The organism is Bacillus sp. jun7 (assembly GCF_051034795.1).
GTDB lineage: Bacteria > Bacillota > Bacilli > Bacillales > Bacillaceae > Bacillus > Bacillus velezensis.
This window is the reverse complement of the sequence record NZ_CP093219.1, coordinates 2,113,269-2,131,630: the sequence shown is the minus strand read 5'-3', so window position 1 is coordinate 2,131,630 and position 18,362 is coordinate 2,113,269. Positions and strand designations below refer to the sequence as shown.

The 18,362-nt window shown below is 48.2% G+C and carries 17 protein-coding genes and 3 pseudogenes; 15 read left to right on the top strand and 5 right to left on the bottom strand.

What is annotated here, in order from left to right:
- Window positions 1–372: 372 nt before the first annotated feature.
- The 5 genes and pseudogenes from MJQ52_RS10150 to MJQ52_RS10130 all read left to right on the top strand — a co-directional run.
- Window positions 373–993, top strand: a complete 621-nt coding sequence (locus MJQ52_RS10150; RefSeq protein ID WP_094247274.1) for a nitroreductase family protein — start codon at window positions 373–375, stop codon at window positions 991–993.
- Window positions 994–1,017: 24 nt separating this feature from the next.
- Window positions 1,018–1,956, top strand: a complete 939-nt coding sequence (locus tag MJQ52_RS10145; protein ID WP_044053421.1) for a ring-cleaving dioxygenase — start codon at window positions 1,018–1,020, stop codon at window positions 1,954–1,956.
- 102 nt (window positions 1,957–2,058) lie between these two features.
- The gene (locus MJQ52_RS10140) at window positions 2,059–2,448 is read left to right on the top strand and encodes a DoxX family protein (protein ID WP_007609195.1); all 390 of its coding nucleotides are present in this window, start codon (window positions 2,059–2,061) and stop codon (window positions 2,446–2,448) included.
- A gap of 179 nt (window positions 2,449–2,627) precedes the next feature.
- Entirely contained in the window at window positions 2,628–2,966 is a 339-nt protein-coding gene (locus tag MJQ52_RS10135) for a thioredoxin family protein (RefSeq protein WP_052587080.1), read from the top strand.
- A 154-nt stretch (window positions 2,967–3,120) separates the two neighbouring features.
- Window positions 3,121–3,270 (top strand): annotated as a pseudogene (locus MJQ52_RS10130) (IS5/IS1182 family transposase); the annotation flags it as partial.
- A 129-nt stretch (window positions 3,271–3,399) separates the two neighbouring features.
- On the opposite strand, the gene MJQ52_RS10125 reads toward MJQ52_RS10130, so the two are convergent.
- On the bottom strand, window positions 3,400–3,783 hold the full coding sequence (locus tag MJQ52_RS10125; protein WP_003156684.1) for a DUF2512 family protein: 384 nt from the start codon (window positions 3,781–3,783) through the stop codon (window positions 3,400–3,402).
- A 153-nt stretch (window positions 3,784–3,936) separates the two neighbouring features.
- On the opposite strand from MJQ52_RS10125, the gene MJQ52_RS10120 reads away from it, so the two are divergent.
- From MJQ52_RS10120 to tatC, 4 genes are all read left to right on the top strand, one after another.
- Window positions 3,937–4,365 carry a cell wall hydrolase gene (locus MJQ52_RS10120; RefSeq protein ID WP_003156683.1) on the top strand — a complete coding sequence of 143 codons (429 nt, stop codon included), beginning with the start codon at window positions 3,937–3,939 and terminating at the stop codon, window positions 4,363–4,365.
- Between the two features lie 263 nt (window positions 4,366–4,628).
- Window positions 4,629–6,380, top strand: a complete 1,752-nt coding sequence (locus MJQ52_RS10115) for an alkaline phosphatase D family protein (protein ID WP_094247273.1) — start codon at window positions 4,629–4,631, stop codon at window positions 6,378–6,380.
- A gap of 12 nt (window positions 6,381–6,392) precedes the next feature.
- The gene (locus MJQ52_RS10110) at window positions 6,393–6,587 is read left to right on the top strand and encodes a twin-arginine translocase TatA/TatE family subunit (RefSeq protein ID WP_094247272.1); all 195 of its coding nucleotides are present in this window, start codon (window positions 6,393–6,395) and stop codon (window positions 6,585–6,587) included.
- A gap of 61 nt (window positions 6,588–6,648) precedes the next feature.
- On the top strand, window positions 6,649–7,377 hold the full coding sequence (gene tatC, locus MJQ52_RS10105; protein ID WP_094247271.1) for a twin-arginine translocase subunit TatC: 729 nt from the start codon (window positions 6,649–6,651) through the stop codon (window positions 7,375–7,377).
- Here the strand turns inward: tatC and pcp are convergent.
- Complete coding sequence (gene pcp, locus MJQ52_RS10100) at window positions 7,374–8,021, bottom strand: pyroglutamyl-peptidase I (RefSeq protein ID WP_094247270.1); 648 nt, start codon at window positions 8,019–8,021, stop codon at window positions 7,374–7,376. The two genes, tatC and pcp, sit on opposite strands and share 4 nt — an antisense overlap.
- 71 nt (window positions 8,022–8,092) lie before the next feature.
- Here pcp and MJQ52_RS10095 point away from each other — a divergent pair.
- Window positions 8,093–9,221, top strand: a pseudogene (locus MJQ52_RS10095) (aminotransferase class V-fold PLP-dependent enzyme).
- 37 nt (window positions 9,222–9,258) lie between these two features.
- Here MJQ52_RS10095 and lmr(B) read toward each other — a convergent pair.
- Both lmr(B) and MJQ52_RS10085 read right to left on the bottom strand, forming a co-directional pair.
- On the bottom strand, window positions 9,259–10,698 hold the full coding sequence (gene lmr(B) / locus MJQ52_RS10090) for a lincomycin efflux MFS transporter Lmr(B) (protein WP_007609218.1): 1,440 nt from the start codon (window positions 10,696–10,698) through the stop codon (window positions 9,259–9,261).
- 36 nt (window positions 10,699–10,734) lie between these two features.
- Window positions 10,735–11,301 (bottom strand): TetR/AcrR family transcriptional regulator, encoded by a 567-nt coding sequence (locus MJQ52_RS10085; RefSeq protein ID WP_070081323.1) that lies wholly within the window; start codon window positions 11,299–11,301, stop codon window positions 10,735–10,737.
- A 176-nt stretch (window positions 11,302–11,477) separates the two neighbouring features.
- Between MJQ52_RS10085 and MJQ52_RS10080 the strand changes: the two genes are divergently transcribed.
- The 4 genes and pseudogenes from MJQ52_RS10080 to MJQ52_RS10065 all read left to right on the top strand — a co-directional run bounded on the left by MJQ52_RS10080 (window position 11,478) and on the right by MJQ52_RS10065 (window position 15,704).
- Entirely contained in the window at window positions 11,478–12,593 is a 1,116-nt protein-coding gene (locus MJQ52_RS10080; RefSeq protein ID WP_191073261.1) for a type II asparaginase, read from the top strand.
- Between the two features lie 196 nt (window positions 12,594–12,789).
- Window positions 12,790–13,433 (top strand): annotated as a pseudogene (locus tag MJQ52_RS10075) (esterase/lipase family protein).
- Between the two features lie 137 nt (window positions 13,434–13,570).
- Window positions 13,571–14,641 (top strand): helix-turn-helix domain-containing protein, encoded by a 1,071-nt coding sequence (locus MJQ52_RS10070; protein WP_003156670.1) that lies wholly within the window; start codon window positions 13,571–13,573, stop codon window positions 14,639–14,641.
- A 130-nt stretch (window positions 14,642–14,771) separates the two neighbouring features.
- A complete protein-coding gene (locus MJQ52_RS10065; RefSeq protein WP_070081327.1) occupies window positions 14,772–15,704 on the top strand; it encodes an aldo/keto reductase in 933 nt (310 codons plus the stop codon).
- A 43-nt stretch (window positions 15,705–15,747) separates the two neighbouring features.
- Here MJQ52_RS10065 and MJQ52_RS10060 read toward each other — a convergent pair whose 3' ends face one another.
- Window positions 15,748–16,743, bottom strand: a complete 996-nt coding sequence (locus tag MJQ52_RS10060; RefSeq protein WP_191073262.1) for a DUF5105 domain-containing protein — start codon at window positions 16,741–16,743, stop codon at window positions 15,748–15,750.
- A 128-nt stretch (window positions 16,744–16,871) separates the two neighbouring features.
- Between MJQ52_RS10060 and MJQ52_RS10055 the strand changes: the two genes are divergently transcribed.
- Window positions 16,872–18,272 carry a YcdB/YcdC domain-containing protein gene (locus tag MJQ52_RS10055; RefSeq protein WP_077721753.1) on the top strand — a complete coding sequence of 467 codons (1,401 nt, stop codon included), beginning with the start codon at window positions 16,872–16,874 and terminating at the stop codon, window positions 18,270–18,272.
- The last annotated feature ends 90 nt before the right edge of the window (window positions 18,273–18,362 follow it).

The following is an 18,362-nucleotide window of genomic DNA, read 5'->3' as shown; positions in this document are numbered from 1 at the left end:
AAAAATAGGGGCGCTTTTGATTCGCTCTCCGTATCCTTTCTTGTGTAATCACTTTGCTTATCGTACCAATTCAGTTTCGAGTGGGTCTATAGCAAGGTTGTTTCCTGTTTACTAATAAATAAGGTGACAGAAAAAAAGTTGGAGCAGGGCTAAATAGTACATAAACAAAATTGCGCTGAATTTAAAAATGAACTGTTGACATTTGAGTATTTATCTTTTATTATTATCTTGAATTCAAGATATTTTAATTCGAGATAATTTAATTAGAGTGCAGGATAAGAACCTGCCGATCGTTTCGTTTTTTGATCATATGCTATTTGATTTTTTATACCATAATATCTCGAATTCGAGATAAAGGGGAGTGCGAGAGAAATGGCTGAATTTGTACAGCTGGTGAATGAAAGAAGATCTGCAAGCAACTTTCTTCCAGAACATCCAATCACAAGAGATGAGCTCAACGAAATGTTTGAATTGGTTGCGTTGGCTCCATCAGCTTTTAATTTGCAGCATACAAAATATGTGACGGTTCTTGACCCGGAGGTAAAAGAAAAGCTGAAGCAGGCCGCAAACGGACAATATAAAGTGTTCAGCTCATCAGCGGTTCTTTTGGTTTTAGGGGATAAGCAGGCATATCAGCAAGCGGCTGGCATCTATGAAGGGTTGAAGATGCTGGGGGTATTAAGTAAACAAGAGTATGATCACATGGTTCAAAACACCGTTTCGTTTTATGAAAACAGGGGAGAACCGTTTAAGAGAGATGAGGCGATAAGAAATGCTTCACTTTCTGCGATGATGTTTATGCTGAGTGCTAAGGAAAAAGGCTGGGACACCTGTCCGATGATAGGGTTTGATACTGAAGCCGTGAAACAGATTTTGAATATAGATGATCAATTTGAGGTCGTCATGATGATTACAATCGGGAAAGAAAAAATAGAAAGCAGAAGGCCGCGCGGCTACCGAAAGCCTGTGAATGAGTTTGTGGAGTATATTTAAATATTTGTAAAGGAGCGCATAGAAATGGCTAAAAAAACGATGGGAATCCATCATATTACAGCAATTGTCGGCCACCCTCAAGAGAATGCTGATTTCTACGCTGGAGTGCTGGGGCTGCGATTGGTCAAGCAAACGGTCAATTTTGATGATCCGGGTACGTATCACCTTTATTTTGGGGATGAAGGCGGGAAGCCGGGAACAATCATCACATTCTTTCCGTGGGCGGACGCCCGTCAAGGCATCATTGGAGACGGACAGGTTGGCGTGACATCTTACGTCGTGCCGAGAGGTGCTATGGCGTTTTGGGAAAAGAGACTTGAAAAGTTCAACGTGCCATACACAAAAATCGAGCGCTTTGGAGAACAATATATAGAATTTGATGATCCGCATGGCCTGCATTTAGAAATCGTGGAAAGAGAAGCAGGGGAGGCCAATACGTGGACTTTCGGAGATGTAACCCCGGATGTTGCCATTAAAGGCTTTGGCGGTGCAACCCTGTTATCAGCACAGCCTGAAAAAACAGGTGAATTGCTAGAAAACATCATGGGGCTTGAGCGAGTCGGCAAGGAAGGAGACTTCGTTCGTTATCGTTCTGCCGGTGATATCGGGAATGTGATTGATCTTAAATTAACGCCGATCGGCCGCGGACAAATGGGTGTCGGCACAGTGCATCACATCGCTTGGCGGGCTCAGGATGACGAAGATCAATTAGATTGGCAAAGATTCATTGCTGCGCACGGATATGGTGTGACTCCTGTTCAGGATAGAAACTATTTTAATGCGGTTTACTTCAGAGAACATGGGGAAATCTTATTTGAGATCGCAACTGATCCGCCGGGCTTTGCCCATGATGAGTCACAAGAAACAATGGGCGGAAAATTGATGCTCCCTGAGCAGTATGAACCGCACCGGGCACAAATTGAACAAGGGCTGCTGCCGTTTGAAGTAAGAGAATTAGATTGATTTGACACATAAAAAATAAAGAAACATATAGTCAATTGATGATTGCTGGATGGTACCGTCCAGCAAAGAATCAGATGAAATCAAAGATGAGGAGAGATAAAAATGGAAGATGCAGGACTATTACTTATTCGAATCATGATTGGTGTGGTGTTTCTGTTTTATGGATCACAAAAATTATTCGGCTGGTTTGGCGGATACGGAATTAAAGGAACCGGACAATGGTTCGAGTCAATTGGAGTTAAACCAGGCAATGCCGCGGCCGCTTTATCAGGTCTCGGGGAACTCGCAAGCGGAATTTTATTTATTTTAGGTGTATTCCTCCCGCTTGGAGCTGCTATCATAACGATCATTATGTTAGGTGCCATTGTAAAAGTTCATGGAGCGAAAGGGTTTGCGAACGGTGCCGGCGGCTTTGAATATAACTTGGTGCTGATTGCAGTCTCCATCGGAGTTGCACTCATCGGTTCAGGAGCTTACGCTTTGCATTTTTAATATAAGTATCTAAGAACAGTTACTGAAAAGCGGTAACTGTTCTTTTATTTTTCAAGCACGACGTTAAGGTGCTCTGAATCGCAAAAAAGCGGATATGATCCATATAAATGTGTATAGTGAATGTACGAGTATTGATGAGCTTGGTCATGAAAGACGAGCCGATTTGAAGGAGGGTTTTGATGAAAGAGCTGACAGACTTACATTCATTAGATTCTATCGAGAATTTTATTAAGCAGCATCAATTCAGTTTTATCTACATTTCAAGACCTGCCTGTACAGTATGTCACGCTGTTCTGCCGCAGCTCAGAAACGTATTGGATCAGTTTCCGAATATCAAATTGGGGCATACCGACGCTGACGAGGTAGAAGAGGTAGCCGGCAGATTTTCAGTCTTCACTGTCCCCGTGCTTCTTTTGTTCATTGATGGGACTGAGTTTCTGAGAGAAGCCCGCTTTGTTCATTTTGAACAGCTCGAAAAAAGGCTGAAAAGGGTTTATCAGTTATATCAAGATGTATAAAGCGTTACTTTACAAATAAAAAGCCCCCTTTAAGGGGCTCAGGCTGTCGAGAAAATCTCGACAGCCTTTATTTTTCCCTTAAAATATCCATTCCCCTGTCATAAAATAAAAGACCCGCACAAGAGACGCTTCTCAAAACACAGCCGTATTCGTTCTGTTTGACCAACTCGTTGAAGAGGATCACCTTCTTCGAAAAATTGATCAGTACATAGACTTCTTTTTTATCGTTGAAAAGGTCAAACCTTACTGCAGCGAAAATAAAGGCCGCCCCTCACTTGATCCGCTGATCTTATTCAAAATGATGTTGAAGGTTGCCGCATACCCAGCCAAGCAAGGCTGGGCATATGTAAAGAAACAGCAAAAAACAAAAAAGCTTGCAGAAAAAACATCATTTTCTCTACAAGCTGAAGGCCGTTATCCGGCCTTTTTTACATTATTCGGACCGGGGTTCTAAAAAACGGGACCCTCCCAAGTCTTTTCTCATCAGATAGATATGGAAAAAATATTCTCCGACGGCGATGATGACGGCGGAAATGAGAGCGGCAAACGCCAGTCTTCCTCCGGAAATGCCCATGGACAGCGGCATTCCCATCAGCCAGACAACAAGAAACGCGATTCCGAAATCAGCGGACGCCGCCGTGATATTATTCCATCTCGGAAGCACGTACAGGTCGCCCGTAAAGTAGGAAACGGCTCCCAGCACAATGGTCATCAGCAGCACGTCACCGAATGTAAAGCGAAAACCTAAGCCGAGTATCAGATACAGAATAATGATGGTCATAATGCCTTTAATGGCAAGCGCTTTAATGTGTTCCATTCGAATTCCTCCTTATGGAAATCATGTTAGTATGTTTCCTCATAACGTGAAATATAAACCCTTTTTTCGTGAACATTTGTTTTCTGGCTTTTGGCTGTCATCACTGGGCCGCTGCTGAATATGATGAAAGGAGAAAATACGGGAGGTGTCATGATGGCAGTCGTAAAAGCGTCGAGCGCCGATGTCGATCTAATGGCAAGGCTGCTCAGGGCGGAAGCGGAAGGCGAAGGGAAGCAGGGAATGCTTTTGGTCGGCAATGTGGGAATCAATCGGGTGCGGGCGAATTGTTCTGATTTTAAAGGCCTGCGCACCATCAGGCAGATGGTGTTTCAGCCGCACGCGTTTGAAGCGGTGACTCACGGATACTTTTACCAGAGACCGCGTGAATCCGAGCGGAGGCTTGCCCGCAGGAACATTAACGGAGAACGGTTTTGGCCGGCTAAGTTCAGTCTGTGGTACTTTAAGCCGCCGGGCAACTGCCCGCAGACTTGGTATGGCCAGCCGTTTGTCGCCAGATTCAGATCCCACTGCTTCTATCAGCCGACAGGTGAGACGTGCGAAAACGTGTACAATACATTTTAATTCCGGGGGCACCGTTCTTAAAATGAACGGTGTTTTTTTAATGTTTTGTGAAGAAAAATAGGAAAAAAGTGCGCTTGACGGATGACAAGCCAAAAAGAAACAGAGGGGGTTTTCTTCCGGCGGGGCAAGGTTTGTCGAAACAATGTGAAAAATGTCTCCCGCCGTTCATTTTTCAGCCTTACAAACCCTTCACACTTCTTCATAGCGGTTTAACATTTCTTTTTTATAATAAGGGCGATCAATGAGACGAAAGGGGAACTGACATGACACATGACGGCCGTTTAGATGAATGGATCAAGGAATTGGAGAACAAAAGCTTTCAGAACAATACGTTTAACCGCCGCGCATTTATACAGGGCGCCGGGAAAATCGCCGGTCTTTCCCTCGGGTTAGCGATCGCGCAATCCATCGGCGCGTTTGAAGTGAATGCCGCTCCGAAATTTTCAAACTATCCGTTCACCCTCGGCGTAGCTTCCGGCGACCCGCTGTCTGACAGCGTCATTCTCTGGACGCGTCTTGCCCCTGACCCGCTGAATGGGGGCGGCATGCCGAAGCAGGCCGTGCCGGTAAAATGGGAAATCGCCACAGATGAACATTTCCGTCACATCGTCAAACGCGGAACGGAAATGGCCAAGCCGAATCTCGGACACTCCGTCCATGTCGAGGCGGACGGGCTCAAGCCCAATAAAGTGTACTATTACCGGTTTAAAAGCGGGCATGAGCTCAGTCCCGTCGGCCGGACGAAAACGTTGCCCGCTCCAGGCGCTGACGTATCCGCCATGACGTTTGCATTTGCCTCATGCCAGCAGTATGAACACGGCTATTATACGGCGTATAAACATATGGCGAAGGAAAAGCTTGATCTCGTATTCCATCTCGGAGATTACATTTATGAATACGGACCGAACGAGTATGTGTCAAAAACGGGAAATGTCAGGACGCACAGCAGCGCCGAAGTGTACACACTGTCAGATTACCGCAACCGTCACGCCCAATACCGCTCTGATGCCAATCTGAAAGCCGCCCACGCCGCATTTCCGTGGGTCGTGACGTGGGACGATCATGAGGTGGAAAACAATTATGCCAATGTTATCCCTGAAAAAGGCCAATCCGTTGAAGCGTTTGTGCTCAGGAGGGCCGCAGCTTATCAGGCTTATTATGAACACATGCCGCTCAGGCGCATGTCATTGCCGAACGGTCCTGATATGCGGCTGTACAGGCAATTTTCTTATGGCAATTTAGCATCGTTCAATGTGCTTGATACAAGACAGTACAGAGATGATCAGGCCAACGGCGACGGGAATAAGCCGCCTTCTGATGAGTGGAGAGACCCGAAGCGCACATTGATGGGGACAGAGCAGGAGCAATGGCTCTTCGAAAATTTAGCCGCCTCAAAAGCGAAGTGGAATGTGCTGGCGCAGCAAATCTTTTTCGCGCAATGGAATTTCGGAACAACCGCCAATCCGATATACAGCATGGATTCATGGGACGGCTACCCGGCTCAGCGGGAGCGGGTCATCGATTTTATAAAAAACAAAAACCTGAACAATGTCATCGTGCTGACGGGTGATGTTCATGCAAGCTGGGCGTCAAACCTGCATACCGATTTTAATCAAACGAATTCAAAAATTTTCGGAGCCGAATTCGTCGGGACTTCCATTACATCTGGAGGAAACGGGGCGGATAAACGGGCCGATACGGATCAGATCTTAAAACAAAACCCGCATATTAAGTTTTTCAACGATTACCGCGGCTATGTCCGCTGTACGGTGACGCCTGCCCAATGGAGAGCGGATTACAGAGTGGTGCCGTACGTGACGGAGCCGGGGGCTGAGGTTTCCACGCGGGCTTCATTCATTTATCAAAAAGACCAGACGGGGATTCGGAAGGTCTCTCAAGCGGCGGTTGCAGGCGGTTTAAAGCAGTCAAACGAGGTGGAAGAGGATCGTTTCTTCGCCCATAACAATGCGCATGAAAAGCAAATGAGAAAGAAACGGGCCAAAATCTCACAATAAGGAGGCGCACTCATGTTTTCAAATATCGGCATTCCCGGGTTAATTTTGATTTTCGTCATCGCTCTCATCATTTTCGGGCCTTCAAAGCTTCCGGAAATCGGCCGTGCCGCCGGCCGCACGCTGCTTGAATTTAAAAGCGCCGCAAAAACATTGGTCTCAAATGAAGAGCCGGACAAGCAGACGGCTAAAGACAAAACGGCAGGCTGAATCCTGACATGGGGGCAGACGAATCCGCTTCTGCCTCTTTCTCTATAAGGAGGATGTACGATTGGATAAAAAAGAAACCCACTTGATCGGGCATTTAGAGGAAGTCCGGCAGCGTCTCATTAAAACCGTTATCGCCTTTCTCGTGTTTTTTATCGGCGCCTGCTGGTTTGTGCAGGATATTTATGACTGGCTGATCAAGGATTTGGATGACAGGCTGGCCGTTTTAGGGCCGAGCGAGATTTTATGGGTGTATATGATGATTGCGGGAATATGCGCCCTTACGGCAGCGATTCCGGTTGCGGCCTTTCAGCTCTGGCGTTTTACGGCGCCGGCTTTGACCCCGTTTGAACGCCGCGCCGCTTTGCTTTACATTCCGGGGCTTTCGCTTTTGTTTATTATCGGAATTTCCTTCGGGTATTTTGTGCTGTTTCCGATTGTGCTCGGATTTTTAACACAATTATCCGCCGGCCATTTTGACATGGTATTTACGGCGGACAAGTATTTTACCTTTATGCTGAATCTTACATTGCCGTTCGGATTTTTGTTTGAAATGCCTCTGGCCGTCATGTTTCTGACACGGCTCGGAATCGTGAATCCAACCCGGCTGGCAAAGGCGCGGAAGCTTTCGTATTTTTTGCTGATCGTCGTCTCGGTGCTGATTACGCCGCCGGATTTTATGTCTGACTTTCTCGTCATGATTCCGCTGCTCGTCCTCTATGAAATCAGTGTGACGCTGTCCCGCATCGTTTACCGGAAGAAATGGGCCGAGGCGCCGCCGTCTGCAGCTTAGTGAAGTTCGCCTCCGCCGGTCTCAATATCGTCCTCATGCGCCGCGGCGGTCACCGCGGCGATTTTGAGCGCTTTTGTCACGAGATCCAGGCTGAGGCTCGGCGCAGACTTCTGCAAGGTTTGCTCCGGAATGTACGGGATGTGTATAAACCCGCCGCGGATGTGCGGATGATGGCAGGCGATTTCATCCATCAGCCCGTAAAAGAGATGATTGCATACAAACGTCCCCGCCGTGTAGGATACAGCCGCGGGAATGCCTTCCTTTTTGATTTCCTCAACGATCCGTTTAATCGGAAGGCCGGTCCAATAGGCCGCGGGACCGTCTTGAGAAATGTTTTCCCCGACAGGCTGGTTTCCTTCGTTATCCGGTATGCGCGCCTCATTCAGATTGATCGCGACCCGTTCCGGCGTGATCTGCATTCTGCCGCCTGCCTGGCCGACACAGATGATAATGTCAGGCTGATGCTTTTTGACTGCATCGCGCAGCACGGCAAGAGACTTATAAAAAACGGTCGGCACTTGTTCAGATACGATAGAGGCAGGGCCTTCATGAGAACCGTCCAGCCGTTTGACCGCTTCCCATGAAGGATTGACCGTTTCCCCGCCGAAGGGGTCAAAGCCTGTCAGTAATACTTTTTTCTCCATATAAAACCCTCCTTTTCTTTTTACCATACTCTATAATGGACATATATTCCTGCCGAAGGGGGAAACATGTCTTGAATTCGCCTCTGGTGCAATACCGATCTTTATTTCCGGTGCTCCGCACACATACGATGCTCGCCAGCTGCTCTCAAAGCGCTCTTGCCCTGCCGGTTTCAAAAGCGGTCAATGACTATCAGGAAAGCCTGCTTCAGCATGGCGGAAACTGGGAAGAAGCCATTGGACGTACGGAGCAGGCAAGGTGTGAATTTGCAAAATTGATCGGCGCCCATCCTGAAGAAATCGCCGTTTTACCTTCAGTAACGGCTGCTGTCTCTGCCGTCGTTTCTGCTTTACCGGATTGCCGAAAGAAACAGGCGGTGTATACGGAATTGGATTTTCCGGCGATCGCCCACATTTTGAAGGCGCAGACTGAGATGGAGCTTTCAGTCGTGCCGTCTGAAGATGGAATGATCCCGTTAGAGCGGTATGAGACGTACATATCGGAGCAGACGCTTTTCACCTGTGTGCCCCATGTGTCATATACGTCGGGATTTGTCCAGGATATAAAGCGCATTGCCGAGATATCCGCAAAGAAGGGATCGCTTCTTTTTGTCGATGCTTATCAATCGGCGGGGCACATCCCGATTGATGTAAAAGAATGGGGAGTTGATATGCTGGCCGCGGGTGCGAGAAAGTATATGCTCGGCATACCGGGAACGGCGTTTCTTTATGTCAGAAAGGAACTTGCCGAACGGCTGAAGCCGAAAGTCACCGGATGGTTCGGGCAGCAGCGGGCGTCGATGCCGGATTTAACCCGTTTTTCTTATGCGGACGGAGCCAAACGCTTTGAGACCGGAACCCCGGCATTTATCAGCATATATGCGGCACAGGCGGCTTTATCTCTATTAAACGATGCCGGCACAGACCGCATTCACCAAGAAGTAAAAAAAACTCAGCGCATTTGCGTATGAATACGCTTCTGAAAAAGGACTGAACCTCACAGGGCCGCCGTCTGCCGATGACAGACCCGGCATGATTTCCATACGGGATGAAAAAGCGGCGGAAACGGCTGCGCTGTTGAGGCGGAAAAACATCGTATGCGCACCCAGCGGACAAATCATCCGGCTGGCGCCTCATTTCTATAACACGGCTGACGATCTGATCTATGCGATTGATGAACTGGCTGAAGCGCGCGGTATATAAAAAAAAACAGCAGACTCCCGGGGAGTCTGCTGTTTTCTTATGAATGATTCACTTTGACCCGTTTCATAAAGAAAGCGCTGATCAAGCCGATAACGGCGACAATCATCGCGAAGATAAAGGCGTGCTGGACGCCCGCAATCAGCGCGTGAGAGTATGCGGAAGGATCATTCGGGTTTTTCGCGGTGCTCATATAATTCTTCTGGCCGGCCGCCATGATGCTGACCGCCACCGCAGTGCCGATTGCGCCGGCCATCTGCTGGAGCGTATTCATAATGGCCGTTCCGTCCGGGTAAAATTCCGGCGGCAGCTGATTTAAGCCGTTCGTTTGCGCCGGCATCATGATCATGGAAATGCCGATCATCAGGCATGTATGAAGCGCGACAATCAGAAGCGCCGTTGAAGCGCCGTTAATATTTGAGAAAAACGAAAGCACAGTTGCCGTGATGACAAACCCGGGAATGACAAGCCACTTCGGCCCGTATTTATCAAACAGACGCCCCGTCACCGGAGACATAAAGCCGTTTAAAATACCGCCCGGCAGCAGGATGAGCCCGGACGTAAACGCCGTCAGCATCAGTCCGCTTTGTAAATACATAGGCAATAGGAGCATTGTCGATAAGATAACCATCATACAGATGAACACAATCACGACACCGAGAACAAACATCGGATAGCGGAAAGCGCGCAGATTCATCATCGGCTGCTTCATTGTCAGCTGCCTGATGGAAAATAAGATGAGCGCGATCGCGCCGACAGTGAGCGAACCGATAACCGTCGGGCTTGACCAGCCGTCTGATCCTTCGCCCGCATTGCTGAATCCGAATACGATGCCGCCGAACCCGATCGTAGACAGAATAATGGAAAGTACGTCAATTTTCGGTTTTGTAATGTCAGACACGTTCTGCATGTAGGCGATGCCGAATAAAAGAGCCAACACAAGAAACGGCAGGGAAATCCAGAAAATCCAATGCCAGTTCAAATGCTCTAGCACAAGCCCTGAAAATGTCGGACCGATCGCAGGAGCGAACATAATGACAAGCCCGATCGTCCCCATCGCCGCTCCGCGCTTATGCGGCGGGAAGATGACGAGGATTGTATTAAACATCAGCGGCAGCAGCAGCCCGGTTCCTAAAGCCTGCACGATTCTTGCCGCCAAAAGAAACGGAAAGCTCGGCGCAAGCGCTGCAATCAGCGTGCCGATAATGGAAAAAGCGAGTGAAACGATGAACAGCTGTCTCGTCGTAAACCATTGCAAAAGCAGACCCGATACCGGCACAAGAATACCGAGAACGAGCAGATAGCCCGTCGTCAGCCACTGGACGGTCGCAGGAGTGATATGTAGCTCCTTCATCAGATCAGTCAGGGCGATATTCAGCGCCGTTTCACTGAACATGCCGATAAACCCTGCCGTCAGCAAAGAAATCATGATCGGCATGACTTTATATTGTTTGGAAGGCTGAGCGTTTTCCAAAATCATTCTCCTCTCTTTCTATACGTACATGTCTCTCGTATTTTATGTCTTCAGCAGGTTGGGGATTTGTTTAGAAATATGGAGGATCGGCATTTTGTCTTTTTTGGCTAAGGACACAATGATGCCGCCTTCTATCATGGCATTTAAAACAGTGCTGATTTCCGCCGCTTTCTCATCAGAAAAACCAGCTGATCTTAATTTGCCCGCGAACAGATTCTCCCATTCCTGATAAGCGCTTTGACAGGCCTGCCGGAGCTTTTCGCTCTTTAAAGCAGTCTCGGCAGCCAGTAAACCGACAGGAAACCCTTCAAAATTCTCCGGACATGTGAATTGGCTTGATAAGTCCTGTAAAAACGCTTGAATGCTTTCCGCAGGATCAGGATAGGCATCAAGGCTTTCTTTTATTTTCATACGGATATAATGGCTCATTTCATTGACAGCCTCAATGGCGAGCTGCTCTTTGCCGTCCGGAAAATGATAGTAAAGAGAACCTTTCGGCGCACCGCTTTCTTTAATAATCTGATTCAGTCCCGTGCCGTAATACCCCTGAAGCTGAAACAGCCTGGTTGCCGCGGCGAGGATTTTTTCACGAGAATCTCCATAGCTCATAATGTTCCCACCTTACTGATTTGTGACAAATTTAAAATATAGTGACTGGTCTATTATCTTGATTTCGCATGACGGTGTCAAGGTTTTTTAACGGTTATTTTCTTCGGAAGGTTGCCTGACAAGCGCGTTGACGGTGAGAGGAAAATCTTCATAAATAAAGAAAAGGAGAGAAAAGAATGAAAAAACAATTCATGCCCTTCATTACATTTATCACGGCTCTGCTCTTCATCGCGGCCGGCTGCTCCCAATCTCCTCAAACGAAAGAAACACCGCCCCAGATGGCAGCCGCAGCCTCTGCGAAAAAAGACGGACTTCCGAATATTAAAATTCTTGCCACCGGCGGCACAATTGCAGGCGCTGCTCCTTCAAAGACGTCCGCTACGGAGTACAGGGCGGGGGCAATCGGAGTTGATGCCCTGATTCAGGCCGTTCCGGAGATAAAAGAGGCCGCGCATGTGAGCGGAGAACAGGTTGTGAATATCGGCAGCCAGAATATGAATAACGAGACACTGCTGAAACTTGCAAAACGGGTAAACAAGCTGCTCAAGTCTGATGATACAGACGGCATTGTCATTACACATGGAACAGACACACTTGAGGAAACCGCCTACTTTCTCAATCTGACGGTCAAGAGTGACAAACCCGTTGTTGTCGCCGGGGCAATGCGGCCGTCCACGGCGATCGGAGCGGACGGGCCGTCCAACTTATATAACGCGGTAAAAACAGCGGCTGCGCCTGAGGCGAAAGGCAAGGGGACGCTTGTCGTATTAAATGACAGAATCGCTTCGGCGCGTTATGTGACAAAAACCAATACAACCGCGACCGACACTTTCAAATCGGAAGAAATGGGTTATATCGGAACAATTGCTGATGACGTCTATTTTAATAACATCATCACCCGAAAGCATACGAAGGATACAGATTTCAAGATAGATAAACTTGATAAACTGCCGCAGGTCGATATTATATACGGCTATCAAAATGACGGAAGCTATCTCTTTGAAGCCGCCGTAAAATCAGGGGCGCAAGGCATTATTTTTGCAGGCCCGGGAAACGGCTCAATGTCTGATGCGGCGCTAAAAGGCGCTGTAAAGTCGGTCAAAAGCGGGCTGGCGGTCGTCCGCTCCACAAGGACGGGAAACGGGGCGGTAACACCTAATCGAGAGTATGAAAAAGACCATTTGACAGCTTCAAACTCTCTCAACCCTCAAAAAGCGCGGATTCTGCTCATGCTCGCGCTGACAAAAACGCATGATCCTAAGCGGATTCAAACCTATTTCAATGAGTACTAGGAGAAGAGAACCGGGTGTTCTCTCCTTTTTCGGTATGACGTATTAAAGCATAAGCGTGCTTTCGGGAAAGGGGCGTCTTTCTCATTTTTTCGCCTCTTTTTCAATTGTTGAAAACAGTAAAAAATACACTATTTTTTCCTTTCCTTCTCTAATAGAATGAAAATTGCAAAAATATTACATAGCAGGAGGAAAGTTCATGAAACAAATCAAAAGCAAAATCCTAGCGATTCTTACAGTTTGCATGCTGTCCGTCATTTCCGTATTTGCCTTCCAGCCGACCGTATCGAAAGCCTCCTCAGGGCATAACCCTGTTGTCATGGTCCACGGAATCGGCGGGGCGTCCTTTAACTTCGCGGGAATCAAAACATACTTGGCATCCCAAGGCTGGTCAAGAAAAGAGATGTACGCCATTGATTTCTTAGACAAAACCGGGAACAACAGACACAATGCGCCGAGACTGTCCAATTACGTGAAAAAAGTGCTCAGTGAAACAGGTGCGAAAAAGTCGATATCGTCGCGCACAGCATGGGCGGCGCCAACACGCTCTATTACATTAAAAATCTTGACGGCGGAGACAAAATCGCCAACGTCGTCACACTCGGCGGAGCGAACGGCCTTGTGACCAACCGGGCGCTTCCGGGGACTGATCCGAACCAAAAGATTTTATATACATCGATTTACAGCTCAGCGGACTTGATCGTCCTGAACCCGCTGTCACGACTGATCGGCGGGAAAAACGTGCAGATTCACGGTGTCGGACACATCGGACTTTTGATGAACAGCCAAGTAAACGGGCTGATTAAAGAAGGTCTGAACGGCGGCGGACAAAATACAAATTAACAGTTTCAAAGCCCCCGGAGAATGAGAATATCCCGGGGTCTTTTTTTCTTCCATATTCTTTTTTCGCCGTAAACCAAGCCCTCTGAAGTTATTTTTGTTAAAATAATAAAGTTATATCAGAATTCGGAGGGTTTATTGTGGGAAAAGTGAAAAGAAATGCCCCTTGCCCATGCGGCAGCGGGAAGAAATATAAAAAATGCTGCGGAAGCAAAGAAGCTGCCATTCCGGCAGACATCGCGGCAAAAGAAGCGAAACAGATTCAGGAAAGCTTAATGGAGTACGCCTTTACAGCACATAGAGACGGCATATCATCATTTATTAACCAGCATGAGTTCATTACGGAGCTGGACAGACAGACTAAAGACATCGGAGTCTTCAACCTCGGCATCTGGGGAATTTTCTTCCGTCCGCTGGCAGGCGGCAAGACGATTTTTGAAGAATATCTTCAGAAAAAAGCCGGCGGCATCAACCGCCCGAAAACACGGGAAATCGTTGAATCATGGAAAAGCATGACACCTGCCGTTATGGTGCTTGAAGATGTGAAAGAAGGAATGATTCACTTTGAAGATGTGATGACGAAAAAACAATTCAAAGTGGAAATGGACGTCAGCCAGCAGGATCTTCCGCCGGCGGGAAGCCTGATTCTCGGCTATCCGATCCACGAAGCGGAAAAAGCGGAGTTCTTCATGCAGTTTACGATCTTCCCTGTGAAGCGGACCGAAGCTCTAATCAGCAAAGTGAAAAAGGCGGCTGCCCCGGCCCTTGCGGAAGGAAAATCGCCTGAGCGCTTTATGCAGGAGGACTTCGACACTGTGCTGGCCGCTCTTTTAGGAACGGCGGAAGAGCCTGAGCAGGCTGCTGAAGAAAAACAGACAGAGTGGGCGAACGACATGGAGAAGGAAACGGCGGACGCTATTGAAAAAGGCCTGAGCGGGGATGAATACCCGGCTGAGCTGGTTCCGGCCGTTATTGACCTGTGGAAAACGTTCTGTGTCAAAAAAACACCGACGATCAGAAAGCCGGAAGCTTTCGCGGCGGCGGTCGAATATTACGTAAACAGTATTTCTCTGAACGGCGCGTCCGTTTCTCAAGCTAAGCTGGCGAAGAAGTACGGCGTCAGCGCCTCAACGATTTCCAGCCGTTATAAGGAAATTGAGGGTGCTCTCACGGATGAAGCCGAACGCTTCGCCGCAGCTCTGACATCTTAATACACAGCCAAAAAACCTTGAAGGGCACATGCTTTTCAAGGTTTTTTCTGCAGAAATGCTCTCGGGGCAGGATAATTCTTACCGGTTATCTAATACTAAACAGAGCGATAAAAGGAAGGGAGCCTGAGCCATGGATGAGACACGTACGCTGGGCAGGACGGATTTACGGGTAAAGCGTATCGGTTTTGGCGCTAATGCGGTCGGAGGACATAATCTGTTTCCGAATCTTAATGATGAAACGGGAAAAGAACTCATCCGCACAGCGTTGGACGGCGGCGTCAATTTTATTGATACGGCGTTTATATACGGTTTGGGGCGTTCCGAAGAGTTAATCGGTGAAGTTGTTGCAGAGCGCGGCGTGCGGGACAGCCTCGTGATTGCGTCAAAAGGCGCGCACAAAGAGGTCAACGGACAAATCGAGCTGGACAACAGCCGTGAATTTCTCCGGAGTGAGGCGGAAAACAGCCTGAAGCGGCTGAAAACAGACGTAATTGATTTGTATTACGTCCACTTCCCTGACGGCAAAACACCGCTCTCCGAAGTGGCGGGCACGCTAAAAGAACTGAAGGACGAAGGGAAAATCAGAGCAATCGGCGCGTCCAATCTCAGCTTCCGGCAATTGCAGGAGTTTAACGCCGACGGTTATTTAGAGGTTTTTCAATCGGAATATTCACTGATTCAGCGTGAGGCGGAGCATGATCTGCTGCCTTATTGTGAAAAGAACGGCATTTCTTTTATTCCTTATTTTCCGCTTGCTTCCGGCTTGCTGACGGGAAAGTTTACAAAAGACACAGTCTTTGAGGACAGCCGAAAGAACAGGCCGCCGTTTCAGGGAGAAGCTTTTCACCAAAACCTGGAGCGAGTGGATAAGCTTCGGTCCGTTGCGGAAGAAAAAGGGGCGCAGACAGCGCATATCGCACTCGCGTGGCTTCTGTCGCAGCCGGCGGTGGATGCGATCATTCCCGGAGCCAAACGCCCTAGCCAGCTGAAACACAATCTGGGCGCGCTTGATGTGCAGTTGACCGAGGATGAGGTTCAATATATCAGTGACATCTTCAAGTGAAAATAAAAAAAGGAAATAGCCTGCGCTATTTCCTTTCTTGCTGTCAGGACGTTTTCAAAAACGCTTCTGTCAATCCTTCCAGATCCGCGTCTGTATCCAGATACCACTGGCCGCGGGCGTTTTTCTTCATCTCGATTTCTCTTGTTACGGAAGAAGAAGCCGGTTTCAGGCGCATAAACTCTTCCGGATAGACAGAAAGCAGGTGGCTGACAATTTCGTTTTCATCAGCATCGGGGTGCTTTCCGGCATAGTCTTGCACGCGGTCTTGCAGCTGGCCCGCAAGCGGAGACATATCAAGCGGCGTCACTTTTGCTTCAAGGACGGCTTTTTTGCCTGACATGGATTTGGTATGCACCTTGAGCTCTGTGTTATCCCGAAGCGCTGATGACATGGCGTCAATAATAGCGGAAATGGCTTTTGAATCCGCCTGTTCTTGTGAAATGCCTGCAGAAGCGATAAAGCTGGCTTTCGCCGATTCCTGATATGCGGCGGCCGTCATTTTTTCATTTACACCGGTCAGGCGGGTGAAATCTTTATTGTGCTTGCCGTACAGCATCACATCAATGTATGCGGATAATGCGTCCGCCGGGTCAGGTTTTGCGTTTGAGGCTGTGCCTTTGACTTTCAGTTTATAAGATAAAGGCTTCGCGTCTTTTGCCTGCGGCTGATATACCAATTCATATGATTTGCCTTCGTCAGCCGTGAAGTACAGATTGCCCGTCACTGTCTTGCCCGCATGAAGCGTGCCGCTCTGCATCTGGTCATCCTTATCGGCCGCCGCTGTTTTCGCGTCATCCTGATAAAGCGAGAAGTCGCTGCTTTTGACGGTAAACGGGTCTTTGCCCGTATTTTTGACGGTGACCGTTACTTTCAGCGCGGCCGGATGTTCAGTATCGTCTGAAGCGGCCCATGCCGTCTCTTTTATTTTCACTTTCGCCGTGCTGCTTTCCTGGCCGCCGCTCGTTTCGCTGCTGCATGCGGCGGTAAATGCCGTGAGAAGCAGTATGAAAAACACGGCGCTCATTTTTTTGATGGACATCTGGTTTACCCCCTGTTGTTATAATGATTAATTCAATAGTCATGAAGACAGACAGGTTAATTATACTAGTTTTGTATAAAAGAGTCTTGGTAATCATCAATCTTTTTGGAAGAAAAGGAAGTGTTATGATGAAAAAAGAAGAATTGAAACAGCTGGCTCTCCGGATCGGAAACGTACCTGCCCGCTATGAGAGTAATGTGGAAGAATATCAGGAAGATGAGGTTTTGTTTTGGTGGGAAGATAAGAATGATCCGGAAGCCGGCATCATGGTTGAACTAGACCGGGACGGAAAACTGAAATCCTTATCCCGTCCGGCTTTCCGGACTGATCTGCCGGCTCTTTCGGAATCGGACATAGAAGAACGGATGCGGGCGTTTGTAGAAACCCATCGTCCTGGGGCATTGGCTGAGTTCGAATTGGAAAACAGCGGCTCCGCCAATGATGGTGATGTGAGATATTCCTATGTTCAGATGGCTGACGGTCTGCCGCTTCCGCTGACCGGGTTTTACGTCGACCTGTCTTTGACAGGGGAAGTAACCGGCTTTTCTTACCATGGGAAGTCCGATAATCTCTTAAGACCCGGGACAATTGCGGACAAGCGGGAAGCATTGGCTCACTTTGTCAAACATATTGAAGCGGAGCTGTTGTTCACCGTATTGCATCAGTCCGTCTATGTGCAGGGGGATGACAAGCCTCATCTCGTCTATGAAATCGTGTCTCCGACGCGGCCGATATCGGCCGACCTGAAGGAAGAGAATGCAGAAATAGACGAATATGAAGAGCTGGAAGACGGCACGCTGCCGTATGTCCCGATTTCATGCCCTGCACCTGAAGCGGAAAAGATGAGCATCAATGACATGATCGGGCTGCACGACGGTTTTTATAAAGAGAGGGAAAGCGATCTTGGAGAGGGCAGTATCGGTATTGCCTGGCGTCCTGAAAAAACAAAATCCGTACGGGAAGATAAAAGTTTTGAAAGTCTGTTAAAAGAGCGGAATGAACATGTATTGAAAACAAGGTATGATAAAGAATCGGGCCGGCTCACCGGGGTAATGTCATTTATACAAAGTGAAGGCGAACCGGAGTTTTCCGAGGAAGAATGCCATCACATGGCCATCCGCTTTTTATTCGCCATGTTTCCGGAAGCGGATCAGTATTTCCGGGTTCAATATGATGAGCCGGATGATGAAGGAGAAAACGTGGGACTTACATATAAGGCTTGTTCGGGCGGCGTTGATTTGCGATTCGGAGAGGGGAGAATCTGCGTCAGCAAAAAGACGGGTCTTGTCACGTTTTATATGCCGCCGGAAATTGATCCGAAAGAGCTCGAGGAAATTGATCCCGTTCCTTCATTGACAATGGAAGAGGCGAAGGACGCGATCCGCCGGGCCATCAAAGCCGAGCTCGCTTGGGATCGTTGTTACGAAGACGGCAGCTGCGGAAAAGTGTACAGGCTCGTATATAAGCCGGTTTTCCCGCGGTTTATTGAGGCTCATACGGGAGAAGTGATCACGAGTTTAATAGGCTGAAGGTCATGGGCGTTCGTCCCGGGTCTTTCATAGGAAATGTGACTTTTGTATGGGAAACAGCCGCTCTGAATACGGCTCTTTTCCCTCTTT